This window comes from Metabacillus rhizosphaerae, assembly GCF_037201795.1.
In the GTDB taxonomy this organism is placed as follows: Bacteria; Bacillota; Bacilli; order Bacillales; family Bacillaceae; genus Metabacillus; species Metabacillus rhizosphaerae.
The window spans coordinates 4505204-4528850 of sequence record NZ_CP147403.1; the positions used below are offsets into that span (position 1 = coordinate 4505204).

The following is a 23647-nucleotide window of genomic DNA, read 5'->3' on the forward strand; positions in this document are numbered from 1 at the left end:
ATTGAATTATTTCTTACTTTCCTAGTAAAGAAGCTTTCATTTTCCTCCTAATTGTTATACAATTCCAATTATGTACGTCTAGTTAAGGAGATTTTCTTCCCTTAATAGCGAAAGGAGAACGACAGATGATGAAAAAATTACTACTTACATTATTAATGGGGCTATTAGCATTCTCACTTGCTGCATGTAATGATGATGAAGACAAAGAGAAGGAAACAGCAACATCTAAAGAATCAACAGAGGAAAAGGCTGACGAAAAACAAACTGCAGCTGATGCAAAAGAAATGCAAAAGAAACTTGATGCTCAAAAAGTTAAGGATGAAAGTGTAGTTGCTATTGTTAATAGTCAAGAGATTAAGGGTTCTGAATACAATGAAGCATTAAGTATTTCGCAAACTCAATTTCAACAAATGGGACAAGACCCAACGACAGATGAAACAGCAAAACAATTAAAAGACTATACACTTGAAAGCCTTGTAGGACAGACTTTGCTCATGCAAGAAATTGATAAAAAAGGATATAAAGCGACTGAAGAGGCTATTAATAAAGATTTAGATACGATCAAAGCTCAATATGAGAATGACGAAGCATTTGAAAAAGCTTTAAAAGATACTAACCTATCACTTGAAGAACTTAAAAGTCAAATTGCTGATAAAGTTCGATATAGCCAATATGTAGAAAAAGACTTAAAAGTTGAAGAGGTTAAAGAAGAAGAGTTGAAAGAGTATTATGACTCTATGGTTAGTTCAGTTGCAGAAGGTCAAGAAACACCGAAATACGAAGATGTTAAAGAAACGTTAAAAGTTCAGCTTGAGCAACAAAAAACGCAAGAAAAACTTGGTGCTAAAGTAGAAGAACTTCGAAAAGACGCTAAAATAGAGTTGAAATTATAATCCTAGAATAAAAAATGCTGTGTGAATGTCACACAGCATTTTTTATCTGAAATAATTATAAAATTCTTGTTTTGTAAATCACACTTTGACTCCCAGTTCTAAAGTCAATAAGCTGTCTCCCTAAGCTTTTGTTCTTTATTTCTTATATATTTTTAACATAGTATGGGCATTTGCCTGAAATTCATATGAAACCCTTTCCTCTTTAAACCTAATTCCACTACCAAGTTCACTTAGCAATTCATCTAAACGTACATATCTTTTCCCCTCTAAATCGACCAACGGAAAAATACGGAGCTCTTCTTTTGTAACCCTTAACAGCTCTTTCAGTGTTTTTAGGTGGAAAGAATAATCTAGTCTATCTCCATACATAAATAGAAAATGTGCAGATAAAGTGAGATCAAATTCATTATTTTGAAAAGGCAAATGAGGTAATGTCGCTGTTACATATTGCCTAGGAAATTTCTTCATACTAGCTGTGCAATCTTTTAATGCTCTGATTCGTTGATATTTCAACTCTTCTATATTACTAAAAAAATCCCATTTATATCCATGTTTTATCTTTTCCATACTCTCCATGGCATGAGCAATATCATTTAAACCCTTTTTTAATAAGCTTTCTACTGGAACTGAGTATGCAATATCACAGGCTGTTACATCAAACCCTTTTTCCTTTACAACTGCAGTAAAGGAGCACGCTCCTGAAGGACAATCTAAAATCCTTTTTCCCTTAAGCTCATTTTCTTTTAATGAAAACATTTGAACATATTCTTCATACGTCCTACCAATAAACACAATTCGGTTTAAATCTAACTTATTACTCAGCTCAACTCTACTCATCTCGTCTCTTCTCTCCTCTAATTATGAAATTTCTCTAACATATATATAGTATTACAAAATTCTCTTGATGGACAAGCACTTTTTCAAAAGATTACCAACAGTTTATAATTACAAAGCAGAGATGGATAACTGTAAACTTATACCCTTGTTTTAATTTCTATTTTTTTCTTCATTTGAAGCCTACGTTCAATCACTCAGAAATATTCACAAATATATCTTCCACAGCTGGGTCTTTTTCAATTAAGCCAGCCTCTTTCATCCAGTTAATTGTATCTTCCCATTGTTCCTTACTTTGGCTTCCAAAGCCTTCATCTGATTCCATAAGTGGTAATAGTATGTCTAAGCTTTGTACTTCCACCTCTTCGACTAGTGGAAAGTTGGCTTCATCCTGATTACTTAATAGTATGTTTAATGCTTCCTCAGGATTTTCGGCTGTAAATTCATAACCCTTTGTAGCAGCACGCCAAAATGCTTTAATGCTATCTTGTTCTTCTTCCCATGTTTTATCACTTGTTACTGCTATTAACTCATTGTAGCTTGGAATACTATATTCGGTAGGGTTAAGATTACGAGTTTCATAGCCTTCATGCTTCAATACAGGTACCTCATGATTGATATATGCTCCGATCACTGCATCGACTTTTTCACTAACAATGGATGACCCTAATTCAAAGCCAACATCAACCATTTCAACATTATCAGGATTCCCACCATCTGCTTTTACCATAGATTTAATAAGGGATTCATTTAGCGGTATCCCTGGATAACCAACAGTTTTTCCTTCTAAATCCTTTGGAGACTGAATCTCACTATCCTCAAGAAAAACTACTCGATTTAATGGTGAGCGTACAATTGCACCTACAGATTTAATCTTTACATCTTGATTAGCACGAGCAATAATCACATCAGGTTGATAAGAAATTCCTAGTGTAATTTGACCTGCAGCTGCTAAATTTATCGGATCAGTTGGATTTGCTGGGAATTGAATGTCTACATTTAGTCCTTCCTCTTTAAAATATCCTTTTTCTTGGGCAACATATAAATAGCTATGAACCGCATTTGGATACCAATCCAGCATAATACTAACATTCTTTAGTTCTTCTGTTTCTTCCTTTCCTTCTCCTGCCTGTTCTGTAGAAGTACTTTCACCACCTGAGCATGCTGTCAGTATTCCGAGCATAAAGCATAAAATTAGTAATAAAAACTTTTTCATTTTGTTTTCCTCCATTTTAATGTTCTTTTTTCTAAGTAAACAACGAAAATAAATAAGATAATTCCTACTGCAGATAGCAAGACAATCGGAGCAAAAACTCCTGCCCCATCGAACTGTGTCATCATTCGTCTACTAAAATAGCCTAAACCAGCTTGAGCGCCAATCCATTCACCAATCGCTGCGCCAATCACGCTAAGTGTAACTGCAACCTTCAAGCCAGAGAAGAAATGCGGGGCGCTTGCGGGTACTTGTAGTTTAAAGAAAAGATCCTTTTTACTTGCCCCCATTGTTAATAATAGATCCCTGTATTCCTTACTCGTTGAGCGAAGACCATCATATGTGTTTACTGTTATCGGAAAAAACGTAATAAGAACTGTCACGACAACCTTGCTCCAGATCGAGTAACCGAACCAAAGAACAAATATTGGTGCAAGAGCTATAATCGGTATCGTTTGAGACGCGATGATAATCGGATAAAACGTTCTTTCAACCATTTTACTTACACTCATCCACACCGCTAAGCCGACTCCAAAAACAATTGATAGGAATAAACCGATAATGATAATTAACAATGTTGAAGGTAAATGATTAACAAACAATGGACCTTTTAATTCCCATAGTTTACGAACTATATCAGTTGGCGCTGGTAGAATAAACACTAAATCTATCAGCCCTGCCCCAACCTCCCAGATTAATAAAAAGCAACTAACAAGAAGGCTTGCTGCTGCATATTTTTTCAAAAAACTCATAGCTTCACCCTCTTTCGAAGCTGGTCAATCAAGTAATCCTTCATCTCCAGTAATGCAGGCTTATTCAAATCCTTTAAGTTTCGCGGACGTTCGAGAGGAACCTTAACTTCTTCTAGTTTACTAGATGGCGTTTCCGTAAAAACGAAGATTCTATCCGATAAAAACAGCGCCTCGTTTACGTCATGTGTAATAAAAAGAATTGTTTCCTTCCGCTTTTGCCATTGAGCTATTAACCATTCCTGCAAAGAAATTCGCGTGATCGCATCAAGGGAGCTAAAAGGCTCATCTAACAGTAAGACTTGAGAACCAGTTAAAATAGTACGTAAAAACGAAACTCTTTGCCTCATCCCTCCTGATAAATCACTCGGGTAACAGTCTTCAATACCTTTTATGCCAAATGCCTCAAATAATTCAAGAACCCGCTGATGTGCTTCACGCTTTTTAATTCCTTTTATTTCTAATGGAAGGGAAGCGTTTTCGATAATTGTCCGCCAAGGTAAAAGCAAATCTTGCTGTGGCATGTAGCCAACCTGCCCAAGACGATTAGTAGCCAACTGATCCCTTAGAAAAATCTCACCCTCTGTGGGTTGTTCTAACCCTGTGACTAACTTAAATAATGTACTTTTCCCACAACCGCTTGGTCCAATTATACTCACGAACTCACCTTTGCTAATATGTATATCAAAGTCTTGGAGGATCGGGTTATTTCCTTCTTCATAGTGAAAGCTAACATTTTGAAACGTTAAGGCTGACTTATTCATCTGTCGGCCACATCGCTTCTTGGTAGGCCATATCCCAAAACATATATTCAAAACGAGTTGTATTAAGAAAAATGTCCTCCAGTTTCTCAAGCTCTGATTCTGGCTTTCCTTCAGCTAATTGATCAATTAAGTCAATACACCATGTAGCAAGCTGACCAAACTCATCTGAAGCATACATACTTATCCACTCACCATAAAACTCATTGTCACTTGCACCTTTTCGTTGATTTAACTCTTTACCAATCTCCCAATAGCTCCACATGCATGGAAGTAGTGCGGAAACAAGCTCAGCAAGTGTTCCATTTTGACTAACATGGAGCATGTAATGTGTATAAGCCAATGTTGTTGGTGACGGTTTTGCTGTCTCAAGCTCTTCAACAGAAATATCGAATCGTTTTGCATATTGACGATGAAGTTCCATTTCTTCATTCAGTGTAGAATGAAGTAATGCAGCAAATTTCCCCATTGTTTCAAGGTCTGTTGCCTTCACTGCACCTAATGCAAAAACCTTTGCATATTCAATTAAATATATATAATCCTGAATCATGTAAAAGCGAAACTTTTCCTTTTCTAATGTTCCATCCCCCATTTGAAGGACAAATGGATGGGTATGATTCCGATTCCATATCGGTAGAACCTTTGCATAAAGTCTTTGACTGAACTTCATTAAATTACCTCCTATTAGATAAGCCTAAAACACCTTGATTTTGCCTAGGGTAGTCGTACATGGATAGAAGATACTTTTACACTATTGGTAGTGTCACTTCATCCCCTATTTTCAAGTGCGTTTCGTATGGCACCATTCATATATAAACGTTAAAATAACTTTCGTATATTCGATAAGCTGTTCAATTGAAACCTGCTCATTTACCGAATGTGCATTTTGTAAGTTTCCTGGTCCATAAATTGCTGTTGGAATTCCAGCAGCACCAAGCCAACCACCATCTGTTACTGTTGGAGAAACATCAACAACTGCCTTACTATTTATAATTCCTTGGTGAGCAGACGCTAGTTGTTTCACACCAGGGTGGGTAGGATCAACCTCTAATGAAGGGAAGATTTCACCACGATCAACGATCATTGACTTCCCACCCCATACAAATGTCGGCGGATTTTCCCGAAGCCATGGATCAGCTTTAGCTACATGAAGTAGATGCTCCTCAATTTCCTTTATGATTTGTTCATGAGATTCATTTGGATAATAATGCACAGTAATCCAAAGTCGACATTCATCTGCAATAAATGCAGCATGTCTACCACCTTCGATAACTGCCGGATTAATTGTATTTGTTCCCGGAATAAATCCTGGATAGCCTTTCATCACTGCCCAATGGCGTTCTAACTCCTGCAGTCCATGGATTATTTTCATCATTTTTTCTATAGCACTTGAGCCAAATAGCTTTCCACCAGCATGAAGCATTTGTCTTCTTGTTGCATCATGGAAGGTTTGTGAACTCTTAACCGTAATCCAGCCAGTAATCACACCACCTTGGCCTTGTATATGTAAATCACTTGTATCCACGACAACAGCGAAATCTGCCGTATACCCTCTCTTACAGCATTCAAGTGTTCCTGCTTCACCAACCTCTTCACCAATAACAGACTGAAAAGTTAAGCTACCTGGCAGATCAATTCCTGCTTCATGTAAAAGCTTAATAGCAAACAGAGCACCAGCTAAACCACCCTTCATATCTGATGCACCACGACCGATGATTGCGCCGTCTTTTACAATAGGAATAAACGGATTAGCTTCCCACTTCTCATCCTCATTAACCTCAGCAACATCAATATGTCCGTTAATGATCAAGCTATTAAAAGTATCAGCTTGCTTACCTTCTAGAAAACCTACAACATTCGGATCATTTGGGTAAACATCCCACATATCGATGGAGAAGCCATTTTCTCTTAAAAAGTTAGCAACAAACTGCTGTGCTTCCATTGTGTTTCTTGCAGGGGGTGCAGGTGTTTTATATTCAATCAGCCTTTTAAGTAATTCAATAAGTTCATCTTTTCTTACATCAATTTGCTCTACAAGCAGATCAATTTCCTTTGTCATGTTATGCCTCCTTTTTAAGTAGTGCAAAATCAGGCAAATTGCCTAATCATGTAGGTGAAACCATAATTTGAACATAAAAAAACCACTTCTCTTGGTAAGAAGTGGTTTGAATGAACAATATATGTACAAACGCTTGTAAAAAATAACTCTTTCATTTTCGCGCTTATTTTCAAACACCTCTTCCCTACGCTAGTATTATCTAGATCAGGTAATAAGGGTCAAGACATTGGTCTCTCTCAGCTTCATAAAGCCCCCCTAGTGGTGAATCTATTAAATTATCAAATAACGATTAGATTGATTACATTATTTTTAACACAATATGTTATATTTAGCAACAGAATTCATTTATCTGCTTGATTTTCATACATAACATGACCTTAAATCAATACTATGAAGCACTTACATTGTCAGCAAGCTGTTTTCTAGTATGGACTTGTCGATCTTCAATCTTCTTAAATAAAAAACCAAAAATAGAAGCTAAAATTTGTTGAAACAACATTCCAACTATAACAGGAACCGCAACTGCAGGTGGAAAATATTGAACTGCGATAACAGCACCGGCGCTAATATTGCGCATTCCACCAGTAAAGATCAATGCTACTTTCGTTTCTCGATCTCTGTTTAACCAATTCCCCACTAACCAAGCTAGAAGATACCCTATAAAAGCGAGAATAAAAACAGTTATCGCAATAACAACTAACTTACTTGTAATCACTTTTAAATAAGGGGCAACAACTGCACCATTAATCATGACTACAGAAGCTAGCCCTAATTTAGAAAACGGTGCTAATGTTTTGCCGACATTTACACTTTTCCCTTTTGATAATTGGTTTATGAACATACCTATTATGGAAGGAAGAACCACCATATATATCAACCCGTTCATGATTGAAAAAGTATCGATCTCTACCTTCTGCCCAACAAGAAATGAAAGTGTATGCGGCACTAGGAATGGGGAAAGTATTGTATCAAATAAGATTATTGATAAGGCTAAGGCAATGTTCCCCTTATATATTGTGACCCAAATAAAACTAGTAATCCCAGTTGGAATTACAGAAGCTAACACCAATCCAGTAACAGTAAAGTGATCATTTGCAAAGAGAAAATGCCCTGCAAACCAAGCGATCACTGGCATCACGATGTGCAATAGTAATAGAATAATGAGTAATGGAAGTGGACTTTTAATAACTCCTTTTAGTGAAGCAAAATTAGAATTGAGACTTCCTGAAAACGTAATGAATGCAAAAATCCAGGGAATTAAAAATGAGAAAATTAGTAAATGATCGGCAAATAAAACACCGAGAATAACACTCACTGGCGTAATGAATGGCATAGACCTTTCAAGCTGCCGATTTACGGTTTGAAGCATGATGCATTCTCCTATTCTAATGATGAAACCTATGTATATGCAATTGTAACAAATTTTAGAAGGAACAAGTGATTAATTGTATTGAAAGATGCACATTCTTTAAAACTAATGAAAACTACAGGTACACTTTCGTGATCCTCCATTAAAACTACTCTGCTCCTATTCCTCTTCTATGGGTCAGAAAAGTTGATACTAAATTTTCCATTTTTTTGAGGCTATTTTATTACAAAAAATACACAAAATAGATGTATCTACAAAATATCGGAGTTGACATCTAGCTGTGAAATATACTTTATTAACTTTCATTTTATACTTGCTACTGTTTTCACTTGATCATCAACATACATATGCATCAACAGTCGAATATCCTCCATCTCCAATAAGCTTTCAAATTGACATGCAAAATTGGGATTCTATAGACGAGTCACTTCCAAGAAAATCGACATTTACTGTGATCGATGTGGAAAGCGGTATGAGCTTTGATGTTCAAAGGAGAGCAGGAAGTGGTCATGCTGATGTTCAGCCTTTAACTAAAAAAGACACAAAGATAATGAAGGCTATTTATAATGGAACATGGAGTTGGCACCGTAGAGCCGTTTTAATTTTAGCACATGACAGCAGCTTAATTCCTGCTTCTATGCATGGAATGCCACATGGTGCAGGTGCTCTTCAGAACGGATTTCCTGGTCATTTTTGCATTCATTTTGCAGGAAGCACGACACATCGAACAGGTAAATCAGACATATCACATCATGTTATGATTCTAAAAGCTGCAGGAAGAATTGATGAATATATGAACAATCTTCCATCATCCCAACTGCTCAATGTTTTTCTAGTTACAATTAAAAATGGTGATCAAGGCTTAGCTAAAAAAATTTCTATAAGTAAACACAGGAATATAAAAAGGGAGCTAAATAAAATAGAGAAAATTGAAGCCATGCAATGGTCCATACTCCAAACAAAGGAAACAGATTCATCCTCATCATTAGTAAAAGAAATCCCTGTTGAGGTTAAATTGTTTATTAAAGATAGAGGACCTGTTAAAACCAACCTTACCTTTACGTTGGTGAGAGCATCTCCAATTTCCCCTTGGAAAGTAAATATTGATCCTTTCTTATCATCCGTTAAGTAAATTAAAATAGAGACTATCAAAGGTGGAGTTATCGATGAAAATAATGTTAATGTTACTTTTTCTATCCATATATCCGAGCAATCAAACTGATGACATATCATTAACTTTTCAAGGTGAAAAAGTGAACGTCATAAATCGCTCAGAATATGCTCTACCTCCCTTTGATAAATCAATGATTAATCAGAAGAAATATAACCAGCTTATTGAATCACTTGAAACAGAAATTTATAAAGAACCCATTAATGCATCTTTTGACAAAAACGGATCCTTAATTAGTGAACAAATGGGATATGCGCTTAACCGAGAAAAATTTAGAGAAGTGTTTTATACAAAGTTTTATAAAAATGGTGCTACTTCAATGGAAATTCCAATCAAAACCCTTTATCCAAAGGTTGATAGTGAGTTGCTAGCAAGCATTAGTACGAAACGAATAAGCCTATATATTACCTATTTTAATAGTAGAAATAAAGAACGCACACATAATATTTTTTTAGCATCAGAAGCAATAAATAACTTTGTTGTTTTTCCAGGAGAAACATTTTCATTCAATAATGTTGTCGGTAAACGAACCATTGAGAAAGGATATTTATCTGCACCGATTATTGTAAAGGGCGAACTAGCTGAAGGAGTCGGAGGAGGTATTTGCCAAGTTTCCTCCACCCTTTTTAATGCTGTAGACAAAGCAGGAGTAAAAATCATTGAACGCTATTCCCATAGTAGGAGGGTTCCTTATGTTCCTCCAAATCGAGATGCAACAGTAAGCTGGTACGGACCGGATTTCACTTTTCAAAATCGCCACACCCAACCTCTCCTCATTCGTTCTAAAGTAGTTGGCGGCCAATTAATTATTGTGATTCTTTCCTCCGATACGTTTGAACATTATAAAAGAGAAGTTCCAAGTGCACCACATGAGTTACCAAAAGAGATACATACTAGTGGTGATAACTTCTAAGATAAGCGCAAGTTCCTTGATCAGACTAAGACAGGCATAAGACCGCTCAGAAATAGAAGACGTTCTTTGTCTTCAATTCCTGAGTGGCCGTAGACCTAATTGGGTCTAGTCGCTGGAGCTAGACACCAAATCTAAGTAAGAAAAAATTATAAATTCTGATACTACATAATAGCTCTGACAAAAATCGCCAGAGCTACCTTTTTATTTGGACAATCCTATTTCTCGAGCTACTTCAATGACAAGCATATATGATTCAAATTTAAATTTATTATTTTCTAAACGCCGCTAATCCTTCATTTAATTCTTTCGTTTGTTGATAAACACCTTTATATAAAGTAAAAAGCTTTTGATATTTTTCAACATTTTCTGGAATTGGCTCATAGGTTGTAGCTGGTTGAATAAAGAGATCTGCAATTTCTTGAAGTGAGTTTGACCATCCAGCACCAAATGCTGCAAGAATGGCAGCACCAATACCAGGACCTTGTTCACTTTTTAATTTAATGATTTTTGCATCGAAAATATCTGCCTGAATTTGCAGCCATGTATCATTTTTAGCTCCGCCTCCAATTGAAGTAATCGTGTCAATTGTTTTTCCACTCGCACGGAAAATCTCAATTGATTCATGTAAAGAGAACGTAATTCCTTCTAACACTGCACGAACAAAATCCTTCTTTGTATGTGAGCCTTCCATACCTATGAAGCTCGCACGGATTTTTGGATCAGCATGCGGCGTTCTTTCACCAACTAAATATGGTGTGAATAATAACCCGTTTGCCCCAACTGGAATGTGTTCAATACCGTCTAATAATGCTTCGAAAGAGTCATTTTCAGCAAACACATCTTTAAACCAGCTTAAGCTGTATCCAGCTGCAAGCGTAACACCCATTGTGTAAAATGCATCTTGTTTACCGTGGTTAAAGTAATGAACCTTCCCCTCAAAATCACGATCATTTCTCTCTTCATACGATAGTACAACACCAGAAGTTCCAACACTGCAAAGCGTATTTCCTTCAGATAAAATTCCTGAACCGATTGCACCACACGCATTATCAGCTCCACCAGCAAAAACCTTGGTAGCTGGAGAAAGTCCTGTTAGACTAGCATATTCTTCTGTGATTGTCCCTACACATTCATGTGATTCAACAAGTGGTGGACAAAGCTCATGCTTAATATTGAATTGATCACATATTTCAGTGCTCCATTGCTTTTCCCCAACATTTAATAATAATGTTCCAGCTGCATCAGAGTATTCACTATGGATTTGTCCCGTCATCCTGAAGCGTAAGTAATCCTTTGGAAGCATGAACACAGCAGATTTTTCGAAGATTTCTGGTTCATGTTCTTTCACCCATAAAATCTTAGGAAGCGTAAATCCCTCTAATGCAGGATTTTTTGTAATAGCAAGTAAGCGTTCCTGACCAACAACATCATAAATTTGTTTACATTGTGGTGTTGTTCTTACATCATTCCAAAGAATTGCATTTCGTAATACATTATTTGATTCATCTAAAAGTACAAGTCCGTGCATTTGCCCTGAGAAGCTTATCCCTTCGATATCTTCCACATTACCTTTAAATTCAGTCACAAGCTCAGAAAGCCCTTCACGTGTCTTTTCAACCCATTGTTCTGGCTCTTGTTCACTATACCCAGACTTCTCATGGATCAATGGATAGGATTTTGAAACTTCCTGAGCAACATTTCCCTCTTGGTCCATTAATAAAATTTTAACAGCACTTGTGCCTAAATCAATCCCGATAACATACTTCATAGTAAAAACTCCTTATATTAAAATGATGGGTATGATATATATTAACACCCCTTAAGAAAACCCTTACAAAATGATAATCTAGCATTCTTTCTTTCATAAAGGGTGGTAAAAAAACTTATATGTATAATTAAATTACATTATTTCACTACCAAAATTATATCACCTCGAAAAATGTTTGTCTATTGGATAAACTAAGTTTATAATATAAGAATAAACATAGTATAGAAAAGAATGCTGAAATTAGGTGAGCTATTTGAAAACAATTACTTGGAATCAACAAGTAGTCAAGAAAAACAATACATCTCTTGTCTTTCGTACTGTTACTCAACAAGAACCGATTTCAAGAGCTGATATTGCACAAGCATCAGGTTTAAATAAAGCAACCGTTTCCTCCCTAGTCAATGAATTGCTAGATAAACAACTTGTATATGAATCTGGTCCAGGGGAATCTAGTGGTGGTCGCCGTCCTGTCCTCTTACATTACAATCATGCTGCTGGCTATTCAATCGGGATTGATGTGGGTGTAAATTACATTTTAGGGGTTGTAACAGATCTAAAAGGAAAAATCATAGCTGAACATCATGTAAATATGAAAAATTCTTCTTTCGAATTTGTTATGGAACAAGTAAAAGCTACAATTCAAACTTTAATGAAGGATCTCCCAAATAGTCCTTACGGAGTTGTTGGAATTGGCATAGGAATACCAGGTATTGTTGATAAGCAAGGAAAAGTATTACTAGCCCCAAATTTAGGCTGGAAAAACTGTGATATTAAACAGCTTATTGAAAAAGAATTCGAGCTTCCAGTTATCATAGAAAATGAAGCAAACGCTGGTGCATACGGTGAAAAACAATTTGGTGTTGGCAAAAAGTCCAACGATATAATTTATGTAAGCGCAGGTATCGGAATTGGTGTAGGATTAATTTTAAATAATAATTTGTACCAAGGTTTAAGTGGGTTTTCTGGTGAGATGGGCCATATGGTCATTCAAATGAATGGTGCACCTTGCAGCTGTGGCAGCAAAGGTTGTTGGGAAGCATATGCATCTGAACATGCGCTTCTTAACAAAGCCGGAGTAGAAAAGGATGCTACCCTTGAATTATTGATAGAATTAGCCACAAAAAATGATGTAAATGCAATTGAGTTATTCAAAGAAATCGGACAATATTTAGGTTATGGTATTAACAATATCATCAATACCTTTAATCCTGAACAAATCATCATCGGAAATCGCCTAGCAAAGGCAAAAGAATGGATTGAGCAACCGCTATTAGATATCGTGTATTCTCATGCTCTTTCCTTTCAACAAAAGGACTTACAAATAAATTTCTCAGAGCATTCAACCCATTCAGCTGCTTTAGGGGTAGCTGCATTTACTGCTGAGAGCTTTATTAATCGAGAATTAAAAGAATATTAATTTTTATTGCTGGTTTGTATCGTACAAGCCAGCTTTTTATTTTTGGCTGTTTTCGCAAACTTTGTTGCTATATAACAAGTATTGGTGAAGGTTGATTTCTGCTCCAGGATGCTCGCTTTCCGCGCCAATCAACCTAAAACGTTTTTTCTTCAGGAAACTATTAAAAAAACAACAATCTTTTAGAAAAGAGATTGGATTTTGTTAATTAATCCTTATGGTAGCATTTCATTGCAAAGTCGTATAACTCCTCAAATTATTGAGGATAAAAATCAAAAATCCGGCTCCCAAAAGGAAACCGGATTGATTGGTAAAATAAGGTGCCGCGATTGCCGCATCAACATTATAGAGTTTTAAACCACCACTCCTAAAAGTGGGTGTTTGCAGAAGGTTTCATATCTTCCTCTACGCAATGAAGGCTTGATATTCCGACTTCAATATAAAACTCCCTATATCAGCTTAAAGGTTAAAACTTTATAAAAAATGCGAACAGCGCAGCTTGTATTGTTATAATACTAGATTTGCTAGATGAATGCAAGAGTATTTTTATCAAATAGCTAATTTGCCTTTTTACCATCTAGATCCACTTGGATTTGGACATCTCTTAATTGAAAACTTTGCTCTGTATTCTACAAGGCATCCACTATGCGTGCATGTTGTACCATAAATTAAAGATGGACAAGACTTACATAAAGTCATTCTTTGTTCAAACAATTCATTTGAAACCATTTGGCTTTCATGTACCTTGCTTTTTGAAAGGATTTGATCAATTTCTTGTTTTTTTATGATGACGTTTCTTGTACAACTTTTACAAACATTGGTAGCCATCAGATCAACTCTTCCTTTATTGATTACCCAATTGTTAACAAAACTACTGACATTGGCGGTAAAGTAACATCTAATTGCTCATTTTCAATTGAAGCTTGAGTAAACTCAGTTGGTATAACCACTTCTGGTTGCTCGAAAGTATTGTGAGCATCAATCGTATCAGCTGTAAGGATTGTACCTGTTAGGCTTGAAATTTGCTCAGCAATTCCACGAAGCTGAATTGATAATGATGCAGATTCCTTGTGATCGATATTACATAAGCTAATATTTACTTTTCCATCTTTGTCTTTAGATGCTGAAACCGTTACTTGTGGCACTTCCTGGTCATTGTATTTATAGCTACCAACTGTAGCGTCAACTGATAGAAGTGTTGCATCCTGATGAACCTTGTACATATCGAACACATGATAGGTCGGTGTCAGAATCATTTTATCCCCTTCAGTTAACACCATTGCTTGTAGAACGTTTACAGTTTGCGCAATATTTGTCATTTGGACGCGATCACTATGCTTTTGGAAGATATGGAAGTGAACTGCAGCCACTAATGCATCACGAATGGTATTTTGCTGATAAAGGAATCCTGGATTTGTTCCTTGTTCAACATCAAACCATGTTCCCCATTCATCGATAATCATCCCAACACGTTTTTCTGGATCATATTTATCCATGATTGTACCGTGTTTCGTAATTAATTCGTCCATATGAAGTGCTTTTTGCATCGTAATGAACCATTCATCTTCAGGGAAGTTAGTTGCGGAGCCCTTTCCTGTCCAGAATTCACCTGGAATTGTATAATAGTGCAGGCTTAAGCCATCCATTAGACGACCAGCTTCACGCATTAATACCTCTGTCCAATTATAATCATCTACATTTGCTCCACCAGCAATTTTATAGATTTTATTATCACCATAGTTTCTTACATATGTTTGATAACGGCGGTAAAGGTCAGCGTAATACTCAGGGCGCATATTCCCACCACAACCCCAGTTCTCATTACCTACACCAAAATATTTTACATTCCAAGGCTCTTGTCTACCATTTTCTCCACGCCAGTTTGCCATTGGAGATTCACCATCGAATGTCATATACTCTACCCATTCAGACATTTCTTGAACAGTACCACTACCTACGTTTCCACAAATATATGGTTCACAATCTAGCAATTCACATAACAGCATGAATTCATGTGTTCCAAAATGGTTATTTTCAACCACACCACCCCAGTGAGTGTTAACCATACGTTTACGTTCACTTCTAGGACCGATTCCATCCTTCCAGTGATATTCATCGGCAAAACAGCCACCAGGCCAACGAAGCACTGGAATGTTAATTTGTTTTAGTGCTTCCAAAACATCATTTCGTATTCCTTTAGTATTTGGAATCGGTGAATCTTCTCCAACCCAAATCCCTTCATAAATACAACGACCTAAATGTTCTGCAAAATGACCATATATATTACGGTTTATCGTTCCTTTTTCTACATCTGCATTAATAACGATTGAATTTTTCATCTATTAGACCTCATCTTTCTTTTATAATGTTATGAAAGTAAAGAAAGCAACGAGATTGGATAATTAATTGAAGAATGAAAGTCAATCTCGTTACACTTTTTCTGTTCTAATTATTTAAAAATAACATCGTTCCAGCGTAATTCATTTTTAAATGCATGATTATTTGTATCATTATTTATTAGTACACATTCAATTCCAACAAGTTCAGCCCAATCTCTTAATTGTTCCGTTGTTACTTTATAAGAGAATACAGTATGGTGTGCACCACCAGCGATAATCCAATTCTCAGTACCTTCACTTAGTGATGGTTGTGGAGACCAAAGGACTCTTGCAACTGGTAGGTTTGGCAATTCAATTTCAGGTTGCACAGCATCAACTTCATTGACAACTAGACGGAAACGATGTCCTAAATCAATAATTGATGCATTTAATGCTGCACCAGTTTTCCCATCAAAGATCATGCGAGCTGGGTCTTCTTTCCCACCAATTCCTAATGGATATACAGCAATTTTCGGTTTTGTAGCTGAAATGGTTGGACAAACTTCAAGCATATGTGAACCTAATACAAGCTCATTGCCTGGCTCAAAATGATATGTGTAATCTTCCATGAATGACGTGTCTTCATTATCTGCAACGATTTTCAATGTACGAAGCAATGCAGCTGTTTTCCAGTCGCCTTCTCCGGCAAATCCATATCCTTGTGCCATTAAGCGTTGAACAGCAAGTCCTGGTAATTGCTTCATTCCGTGCAAGTCTTCAAAGGTTGTTGTGAAAGCAGTATAATTTCCTTCCTCTAAAAATGCTTTCATTCCTAACTCAATTCTTGCTTGGTAACGAATGGATTCACGAACAGCAGATCCTTCAACCAATCCTTCAGGTACAATGTCGTATTCTCTTTCATAATCTTCCATTAGCTGATCTACTTCTTGTTCAGTTACATCATTCATTCGTTGAACTAGATCACCGATCCCAAAGCCATCAACTGTCCAGCCAAGTTTAATTTGTGCTTCAACTTTATCGCCTTCAGTTACAGCCACATTGCGCATGTTATCCCCGAAGCGTGCAACTTTTAGGTGTTGACCTTCAGAAAATGCAACAGAAGTGCGCATCCAGCTACCGATTTTACTTCTTACATCACTGTTTTCCCAATGACCAACAACAACTTTTCTTTTAACATTCAGTCTGCTGCCCATAAAACCAAATTCACGGTCACCATGTGCTGATTGATTTGTGTTCATGAAATCCATATCAATGCTATCCCAAGGGATATCACGATTAAATTGAGTATGAAGATGTAGCATTGGTTTTTGAAGAGCTGTAAGTCCAGCGATCCACATTTTTGCAGGAGAGAATGTATGCATCCATGTGATAATGCCAGCACAATTCTCATCTGTATTTGCTTGTAAACATAATCTACGGATTGAATCTGCTTCTTTTAATACTGATTTAAATACAAGTTTATATGTAACCGAAGGGTCACGATCAAGCGCCTCTGTAATAACTCTTGAATTTGCCTCTACTTCTCTGATAGTTTCCTCTCCGTATAAGTCTTGACTTCCTGTTACAAACCAGAATTCATATGGTTTAACTGTTAACATGTTCATTTCCCCCTAGTCGATTGGATTATTGATTTACTTTTGAATCTTTTTGACCATAATACGCATTTGCACCATGCTTGCGTAGATAATGCTTATCTAGTAAGAATTGATCAATTGGATCAATTCCAGGATTCAATTGATATGTGTGTAAGGCCATTTTTGCTACTTCCTCTAACACAACAGCATTGTGCACCGCTTGCATAGCATCTTTTCCCCAACAAAATGGTGCATGTCCTGAAACTAATACACCCGGCATCGCTACTGGGTCAATTCCACCTGTTTCAAAAGTTTCAATAATGACATTTCCTGTTTCTAGCTCATATGCACGTGTAATTTCATCCTTTGTTAATGTTCTTGTACAAGGGATTTCTCCATAATAATAATCTGCATGTGTTGTTCCTAACGCTGGAATGGAGCGGCCTGCCTGTGCCCAACTTGTTGCCCAAGGTGAATGTGTATGAACAACTCCACCAATTGTAGGAAATGCTTTATAGAGTGCTAGATGTGTTGCAGTATCTGAAGAGGGACGCATGTCACCATCGACAATTTCTCCTTCTTGATTCACAACTACCAAATCTTCTACTTTAAGCTCATCGTAAGGAATACCACTCGGTTTTATGACGACAAGACCTTTTTCACGATCAATGCCACTTACATTTCCCCACGTAAACGTTACCATTTGATACTTAGGTAAAAGTAAATTTGCTTCAAGTACTTGTTGTTTTAAAGCTTCAAGCATCTTAATCTCTCCCCTCTTTTTAGAAGGGTGGAGCAGTTGGGTAAACTAGTCCACCACAAATTGGTTTGATTTATTTTTTGATTATTGTGCAATTTCAGTTTTAGCTTGAGATACGCTTGCTTTCTTGATTTTTTTCAAGTTCTTCATTACGTTGTTTTCACCACGGCCAAAGTAATCGTACAGACGTGCGTATTCCGTAAACAACTGATCATAAATTTGCGCATTTTGTTGTTTTGGTTGATAAATATCGTCTTTTAATCTAGCCATTTCTTTTGCAGCGTCTTTTATATCATCATATCCACCGCGCTCTTTCCCAGCAGCAACAGCTCCAAACATTGCTGATCCCAATGCTGGTGTTTGAGATGATGCAGATATTTTAATGTCCATTTTTAATACATCAGAGTAAATTTGCATCATTAGTGCATTTTTCTCAGCAATACCACCACATGCATATACTTCATTTATTGGAACACCGCTATTTCTAAAGGCTTCAACAATTGTACGTGTTCCATATGCAGTAGCTTCGATAAGAGCGCGATAGATTTCTTCAGGCTTTGTAAGCAAGGTTGCCCCTAATAAAACACCTGTTAAATCGGCATCAACCAGTGTTGAACGGTTACCATTCCACCAGTCTAATGCAATTAAACCGCTTTCACCTACTTGAAGCTGAGCTGCTTTTTCCGTTAATAACACGTGAATGTTAACGCCCTTTGCTTCGGCTTCCTCATAATAGCTTGCAGGAACACAATTTTCAGTAAACCATTCAAAGTGATCCCCTACACAGGACTGACCTGCTTCATAGCCCATTAACCCAGGAATTACGCCATCTTCAACAACTCCACACATACCCGGGACAACCTTCTCCTCATCACCTAGTAAAATATGACATGTACTTGTTCCCATAATCATTAATAGTTTACCAGGCTCAGTGATCCCAACAGCTGGTACAGCAACATGTGCATCAACGTTTGCAATGGCAACTGCTGTTCCTGGATTAAGACCGATTAATTTTGCCGCTTGTTCTGTAAGCTCTCCTGCTTTCGATCCAATCGGAACAATCTCACTAGCTAATTTTTCTTCAATTACATTTTCTAAACGATCATCAAGTGCTTTAAAGAATTCTTGAGATGGATATCCGTCTTGCTTATGCCAGATTGCTTTATATCCAGCTGTACAGCTATTTCTTTTCAAATCACCAGTTAATTGATAAATAACCCAATCAGTAGCCTCAACGAATTGATCTGTTGCTGCATATATTTCAGGTGCTTCATTTAAAATCTGCCAAAGCTTTGGTACTAACCACTCAGAGGAAATTTTCCCACCATATCTTTGCAGGAATTTTTCGCCTCTTGCTTCAGCGATTTCATTTAAACGATTTGCTTCATCTTGTGCTGCATGATGTTTCCACAGCTTTACAAAACTATGTGGGTGATCCTTAAATTCTTCTGTCAAACATAAAGGTGTTCCATACGTGTTAATTGGTAAAACTGTACATGCTGTAAAATCAATTCCAATTCCAATCACATCATCAGCAGAAATCTTTGCTTGATTTAGAACATCTGGAATTGTTGTCTCCAACACTTCTATATAATCAGTTGGATGTTGCAGGGCCCAGTCGTTTTCAAGCTTTGTTTTGCCATTCGGTAAAAATTCATCCATTACTCCATGTGTATACGGTTTCACCGCAGTTGCAATTTCTTTACCAGTACCTATTTCAACCAGTACTGCTCTTCCGGATTGTGTACCATAATCAACACCAATCGAATATTTAGCCATTTGTATCCCCCCAGCCTCTTTCTATTAAACAATTAATTTTAAAATTATAAGATTAACAAATTCACGTTTACATCATACGTACAAGTTTTGACAAAAAACGTATATTTTTTATTATAATTACGCTTACATATACTAAACTTTCCTCTAAAAACTCAACTTATACGTATAACCTTAAACTAATTTTAGCACTTATCTAAATAATTTCAATACAAATTTAACAATTCTTTTATATTTTCCCCAAATTTGTACTTTTATTATGATTTTACACACAAACTCATCCTTACAAGTTAACAAAAAGCTTTACTATTAATATTTTTATTTACTTATCTATCCTTTTACCGATCATTACTTGTCCGCTTTCATCCTTACCTGTAAAAACAAGAGTTGGATTCCAGTTGCTCCAATCCCATGCCGGTAAAATAATAACGTCTCTTTTGAGTTTATAATGACTAATAAAAAACTCGTATAGATTATTGTTTAGATGCCTCCAATATCCTTTTTCATCATTAGCAATTTTTCCATTTGCAAGTAATTCAAAGGAACTGGACGAGACTTGATTATTTTCATGCTTATCTAATAAAATAACTTCCCACTTTCCTGCAACAGCCTCCTGATCGATAGCCCGCTCTTGTTCTCCTGCATAACGCTCAGGTGATACAAGCGGCCACCCGTCTTCCGTCCAAACAATTTTTCTTATATGTAAAGCGTGATGTTTTTCCGTTCTCTCACCTCTTGCATGATGGCATATGAAATATTGCTCTCCATCTTTCAATACAGAATTATGGCCTGGTCCGATCCATCCTTCTGTTTGACCAAACTTATAACCACCAAGTACTTTTATACCTGATTCATTTGGATGGTTTTCTAGATTTGTCATCACATTCCCGTTAAAATCGAGATATGGACCCTCAATTCGATCAGCCCGTGCGACGCGAATATTATAGTCTCTAAAAAGTGAATCATAAGAAACAAATAAATAGTATTTTTTCAACTCTGGATGGAAGACGATATATGGACCTTCTACTGCTGCTTCAACACTATGTGGTCGCCTAGCAATTAATTCCCCCTCGTCTGGTTCAACTAACTTTCCCGTTGTTGGGTCAATTTTAGAAAGATAAATCCCTCCAAAAAAAGAACCGTAAACCATCCAAGGTGTCCCCTCTTCGTCAAAGGTAATATTCGGATCGATCGCATTCGGTTATTACTAATTCAATAAGTCGACAAGCTTAATCACTTATCGACTCATGAAATAGTAGAAAATTAGTAGAGAAAAATTAGTAGTGCTAACTAAATAATTGGTTCTTTTAAATTTGATTGTTGATTTCCGCTGCATACTTTCGATCCAATCAACATAGTGCCGTGCTTTTACAGATCCAAATAGTCAAGAAAATTGACTACATTATTACAAATCTAAAGAGATATTTTTAGAAGTTTAGCAGAGTGTGGTGATAGCTCATAGCTTATTTCATTACTTACCGAACCTAGATGCTCACACTTCCATAAATCCCTTAAATGCACTTGCTTTGATGAAGGCAAGTCTAATTGATTCAAATTAACAGTAACCTTCTGTTTTTCATTTCCAATATTAAATAATGCAACGTAGAGGTTTTCTTCATCTCCTTTTGCTGTCCATACAACTTTGTCATCTTGCCTATACACTTGGCGAGCACTATGGCTATTTTTATGCATATCTAGTACTTCTTCATTTGTTAATAGCGATAATGTCCACTCATCGTTATCTCTTAGTTCACCACCAAACATCAATGGTGAACGAAAGATTGACCATAACGTCATCATCGTTACCTGCTCATCCCTCGTAAATCTTGTGTAACGATCACTTGCTCCTCCATCAACCGATCGAATTCCTATATGCCCTAATGGCAGCATGTCTGCATCTGGCCAATAACCCGGTCCTATATTTTTACTCCATTTATAACAACGATCAAACATGTTATAAAGCAATTCCCAAAGATCCCAAAAATCATCGGTCATTCGCCACATATTTGCATTTTCTTCTAATAAACTTGCTTGTTCTAGTGGTGCAGGTCCTGGTGAAAGGCTTAACACCATTGGGCGACCACAACAATCAATGGCTTTCCGAATCATTTTTATTTCATCTGTATGTGCGCCGTAAAGCTTTGAATCTGCTATATCATCAACCTTAACAAAATCCACTTCCCACTCTGCATAAAGTTTGAATATAGAATCATAGTATTCTTGAGCGCCTTTTTTCGAACAATCTACACCATACATATCTGTATTCCATGGACATATCGAATTAGGTTTAGCAATGTCCCTTGCTGTTACTTCTGTTCCGAGTATTTTTGTATTTTGATGGACTGCTTGACGAGGAACTCCTCTCATAATATGAATTCCAAATTTTAAGCCAAGCCCATGTATATAATCAGCTAATGGTTTAAAACCTTTTCCATCCTTTGCTGAAGGAAACCGATTTACAGCCGGAATTAATCTTGAGTATTCATCCATCTCCAATGGAACAAAGGGACGGTATGCCGAAGAAATTGCCCCTGGTTCTGACCATTGAATATCAACAACAACATATTCCCAACCATATTTTTTCAAATTTGTTGCCATATAATCTGCGTTGCCTTTTACTTCATCTTCTCTTACTGTTGCTCCATAGCAATCCCAACTATTCCACCCCATTGGAGGCGTTAAAGCATATTGATGATGTTTCATGTTTTTCCCTTCCCTTCAGTTAAATAGGTTGTAAAAAGCTTTCATTTAGTTTGATAGGTTCTTTCCATGAAAGACTATACTTAAAGTTTAAATCTTCCAATCTAATCGCTGTCTAAAAAGATAAAACGCTTTCAAAATTGTGTGTTATTCAATGTGGAACCTTGATTCCAATCAGTTGAACAAATATGTTTTGCACTAATACTATTTGTACGTACATTTAGATTAAGGAAATTCTTTTTGTTTGTCAAGATTGTATCTAGAAATTCAAACTTAACATATATTTATACGTCTCTACTAATGAATTAATAGAAAAGTTATAATGACAAGTATTTATATTTATGAAGGAAATTCATTTACGAATTCAAAAAATTTGTGTATTCTTGCCTTATACTTCATTTTGAAGTAACTCGATGAAATCACTTTAATTTTTTACTAATAATATTCAATTTAATAGCGTTTACAAAAAAATATCGGAGGACTAGTAGATATGAAAAGTGTAACAAGTTGGTATATTCGTATTGGGGAATGGGCCTTTAATTTATTTTTATTAAATATTTTATGGCTTTTCTTTTCTTTATTAGGGCTTTTTGTACTTGGAATTTTTCCGGCCACGGTAGCTTTATTTGCTGTAATGAGAAAGTTAATAATGTCAACAGAAAACGTATCTATACTTAAATTATTCTGGAAAACATTTAAAGTCGAGTTTATCAAAGCAAATATTATTGGGTATATATTTTTAATTGTAGGAGTTCTTTTGTATATCGATTTAAGAGTATTACAGCAATTAGATACCAACTTTTTCAACTTACTCATAACTATTATTACTTATATTATAGGACTACTTTATCTATTAACTTTGTTACATGTATTTCCTATTTTTGTTCATTTCAATCTTAAAACTAGAGATTATATCAAATATGCCTTTATCTTATCGATAGGTAGACCATTACAATCCTTACTTATGATCATAATATTAGGTATTATGATCGTGCTATTAATTCAAGTACCTGGATTGATCCCTGTTTTCGGGGTAAGTTTAACCAGTCTCATTATTATGAAAGTATCATCTGGCTCTTTCCCAGAAATTAACGCAGCTTCCCCTAGCCTCAATCGTGATTAAAATAATTTATCGTTTAATAAAGATGTGTCGTTTTGCTTGATAATTAACATAGAAAACGCAATTGGAATTTACTATCAGATTCCAATTGCGTTTTTCTTTTTAGAAGTATTATTAATCTTTTAAAGGCAAATTAAATAGCTTTTATACTATTAAAAAGTGAAAACATCAAATAGCCATCAATTTAACGATTGATGGCTATTTGATCCTGCTTTGTTAGAAGATAACAATACA

20 protein-coding genes, 1 other RNA gene and 1 riboswitch are annotated in these 23647 nt (G+C 36.2%); of the genes, 5 read left to right on the top strand and 16 right to left on the bottom strand.

Going from position 1 to position 23647, the window contains the following annotated elements; all coding sequences use genetic code 11:
- Nucleotides 1-125 precede the first annotated feature (125 nt).
- The gene (locus WCV66_RS21860) at nt 126-893 is read left to right on the top strand and encodes a SurA N-terminal domain-containing protein (RefSeq protein ID WP_338786824.1); all 768 of its coding nucleotides are present in this window, start codon (nt 126-128) and stop codon (nt 891-893) included.
- A gap of 135 nt (nt 894-1028) precedes the next feature.
- On the opposite strand, the gene WCV66_RS21865 is transcribed toward WCV66_RS21860, so the two are convergent.
- From WCV66_RS21865 to WCV66_RS21895, 7 genes are all read right to left on the bottom strand, one after another.
- Nucleotides 1029-1730 carry an SAM-dependent methyltransferase gene (locus WCV66_RS21865; protein ID WP_338786825.1) on the bottom strand — a complete coding sequence of 234 codons (702 nt, stop codon included), beginning with the start codon at nt 1728-1730 and terminating at the stop codon, nt 1029-1031.
- 190 nt (nt 1731-1920) lie between these two features.
- A complete protein-coding gene (locus WCV66_RS21870) occupies nt 1921-2943 on the bottom strand; it encodes an ABC transporter substrate-binding protein (RefSeq protein WP_066331274.1) in 1023 nt (340 codons plus the stop codon).
- Nucleotides 2940-3692: an ABC transporter permease gene (locus WCV66_RS21875; RefSeq protein ID WP_338786826.1), complete on the bottom strand. Its 753-nt coding sequence runs from the start codon at nt 3690-3692 to the stop codon at nt 2940-2942. The genes WCV66_RS21870 and WCV66_RS21875 overlap by 4 nt, the downstream gene beginning before the upstream one ends.
- The gene (locus WCV66_RS21880; protein WP_338786827.1) at nt 3689-4453 is read right to left on the bottom strand and encodes an ABC transporter ATP-binding protein; all 765 of its coding nucleotides are present in this window, start codon (nt 4451-4453) and stop codon (nt 3689-3691) included. Before WCV66_RS21880 ends, WCV66_RS21875 begins: the two co-directional genes overlap by 4 nt.
- Entirely contained in the window at nt 4446-5120 is a 675-nt protein-coding gene (gene tenA / locus WCV66_RS21885; protein ID WP_338786828.1) for a thiaminase II, read from the bottom strand. The genes WCV66_RS21880 and tenA overlap by 8 nt, the downstream gene beginning before the upstream one ends.
- 111 nt (nt 5121-5231) lie before the next feature.
- A complete protein-coding gene (locus WCV66_RS21890) occupies nt 5232-6509 on the bottom strand; it encodes an acetylornithine deacetylase (protein ID WP_338786829.1) in 1278 nt (425 codons plus the stop codon).
- Between the two features lie 164 nt (nt 6510-6673).
- A riboswitch (TPP riboswitch) is annotated at nt 6674-6776 on the bottom strand.
- Nucleotides 6777-6897: 121 nt separating this feature from the next.
- Nucleotides 6898-7878, bottom strand: coding sequence for a bile acid:sodium symporter family protein (locus tag WCV66_RS21895; protein ID WP_185653078.1), 981 nt, complete (start codon nt 7876-7878; stop codon nt 6898-6900).
- Between the two features lie 280 nt (nt 7879-8158).
- Here WCV66_RS21895 and WCV66_RS21900 point away from each other — a divergent pair, with 280 nt between their 5' ends.
- On the top strand, nt 8159-9010 hold the full coding sequence (locus WCV66_RS21900; protein WP_338786830.1) for a hypothetical protein: 852 nt from the start codon (nt 8159-8161) through the stop codon (nt 9008-9010).
- A gap of 34 nt (nt 9011-9044) precedes the next feature.
- Entirely contained in the window at nt 9045-9962 is a 918-nt protein-coding gene (locus WCV66_RS21905; RefSeq protein WP_338786831.1) for a VanW family protein, read from the top strand.
- Between the two features lie 268 nt (nt 9963-10230).
- Here WCV66_RS21905 and xylB read toward each other — a convergent pair whose 3' ends face one another.
- The gene (xylB, locus tag WCV66_RS21910; RefSeq protein ID WP_338786832.1) at nt 10231-11730 is read right to left on the bottom strand and encodes a xylulokinase; all 1500 of its coding nucleotides are present in this window, start codon (nt 11728-11730) and stop codon (nt 10231-10233) included.
- 253 nt (nt 11731-11983) lie between these two features.
- Between xylB and WCV66_RS21915 the strand changes: the two genes are divergently transcribed.
- A complete protein-coding gene (locus tag WCV66_RS21915; RefSeq protein WP_338786833.1) occupies nt 11984-13147 on the top strand; it encodes an ROK family transcriptional regulator in 1164 nt (387 codons plus the stop codon).
- Nucleotides 13148-13460: 313 nt separating this feature from the next.
- On the opposite strand, the gene ssrS is transcribed toward WCV66_RS21915, so the two are convergent.
- From ssrS to WCV66_RS21955, 8 genes are all read right to left on the bottom strand, one after another.
- A non-coding RNA gene (ssrS, locus tag WCV66_RS21920) (6S RNA) lies at nt 13461-13648 on the bottom strand.
- Between the two features lie 66 nt (nt 13649-13714).
- A complete protein-coding gene (locus WCV66_RS21925) occupies nt 13715-13972 on the bottom strand; it encodes a DUF6171 family protein (protein WP_066331300.1) in 258 nt (85 codons plus the stop codon).
- Nucleotides 13973-13995: 23 nt separating this feature from the next.
- On the bottom strand, nt 13996-15483 hold the full coding sequence (locus WCV66_RS21930; RefSeq protein ID WP_338786834.1) for an alpha-N-arabinofuranosidase: 1488 nt from the start codon (nt 15481-15483) through the stop codon (nt 13996-13998).
- Nucleotides 15484-15593: 110 nt separating this feature from the next.
- Nucleotides 15594-17081, bottom strand: coding sequence for an L-arabinose isomerase (araA, locus tag WCV66_RS21935; RefSeq protein WP_338786835.1), 1488 nt, complete (start codon nt 17079-17081; stop codon nt 15594-15596).
- Between the two features lie 25 nt (nt 17082-17106).
- Entirely contained in the window at nt 17107-17820 is a 714-nt protein-coding gene (gene araD / locus WCV66_RS21940) for an L-ribulose-5-phosphate 4-epimerase (RefSeq protein ID WP_185653077.1), read from the bottom strand.
- Nucleotides 17821-17901: 81 nt separating this feature from the next.
- Nucleotides 17902-19596 (bottom strand): ribulokinase, encoded by a 1695-nt coding sequence (gene araB, locus WCV66_RS21945; protein ID WP_338786836.1) that lies wholly within the window; start codon nt 19594-19596, stop codon nt 17902-17904.
- A gap of 319 nt (nt 19597-19915) precedes the next feature.
- Nucleotides 19916-20743 carry a glycoside hydrolase family 43 protein gene (locus WCV66_RS21950; RefSeq protein WP_413789604.1) on the bottom strand — a complete coding sequence of 276 codons (828 nt, stop codon included), beginning with the start codon at nt 20741-20743 and terminating at the stop codon, nt 19916-19918.
- Between the two features lie 263 nt (nt 20744-21006).
- Nucleotides 21007-22296, bottom strand: coding sequence for a glycoside hydrolase family 27 protein (locus WCV66_RS21955; RefSeq protein WP_338786837.1), 1290 nt, complete (start codon nt 22294-22296; stop codon nt 21007-21009).
- Between the two features lie 487 nt (nt 22297-22783).
- Between WCV66_RS21955 and WCV66_RS21960 the strand changes: the two genes are divergently transcribed.
- Nucleotides 22784-23416 (top strand): YesL family protein, encoded by a 633-nt coding sequence (locus tag WCV66_RS21960; protein ID WP_066331315.1) that lies wholly within the window; start codon nt 22784-22786, stop codon nt 23414-23416.
- The last annotated feature ends 231 nt before the right edge of the window (nt 23417-23647 follow it).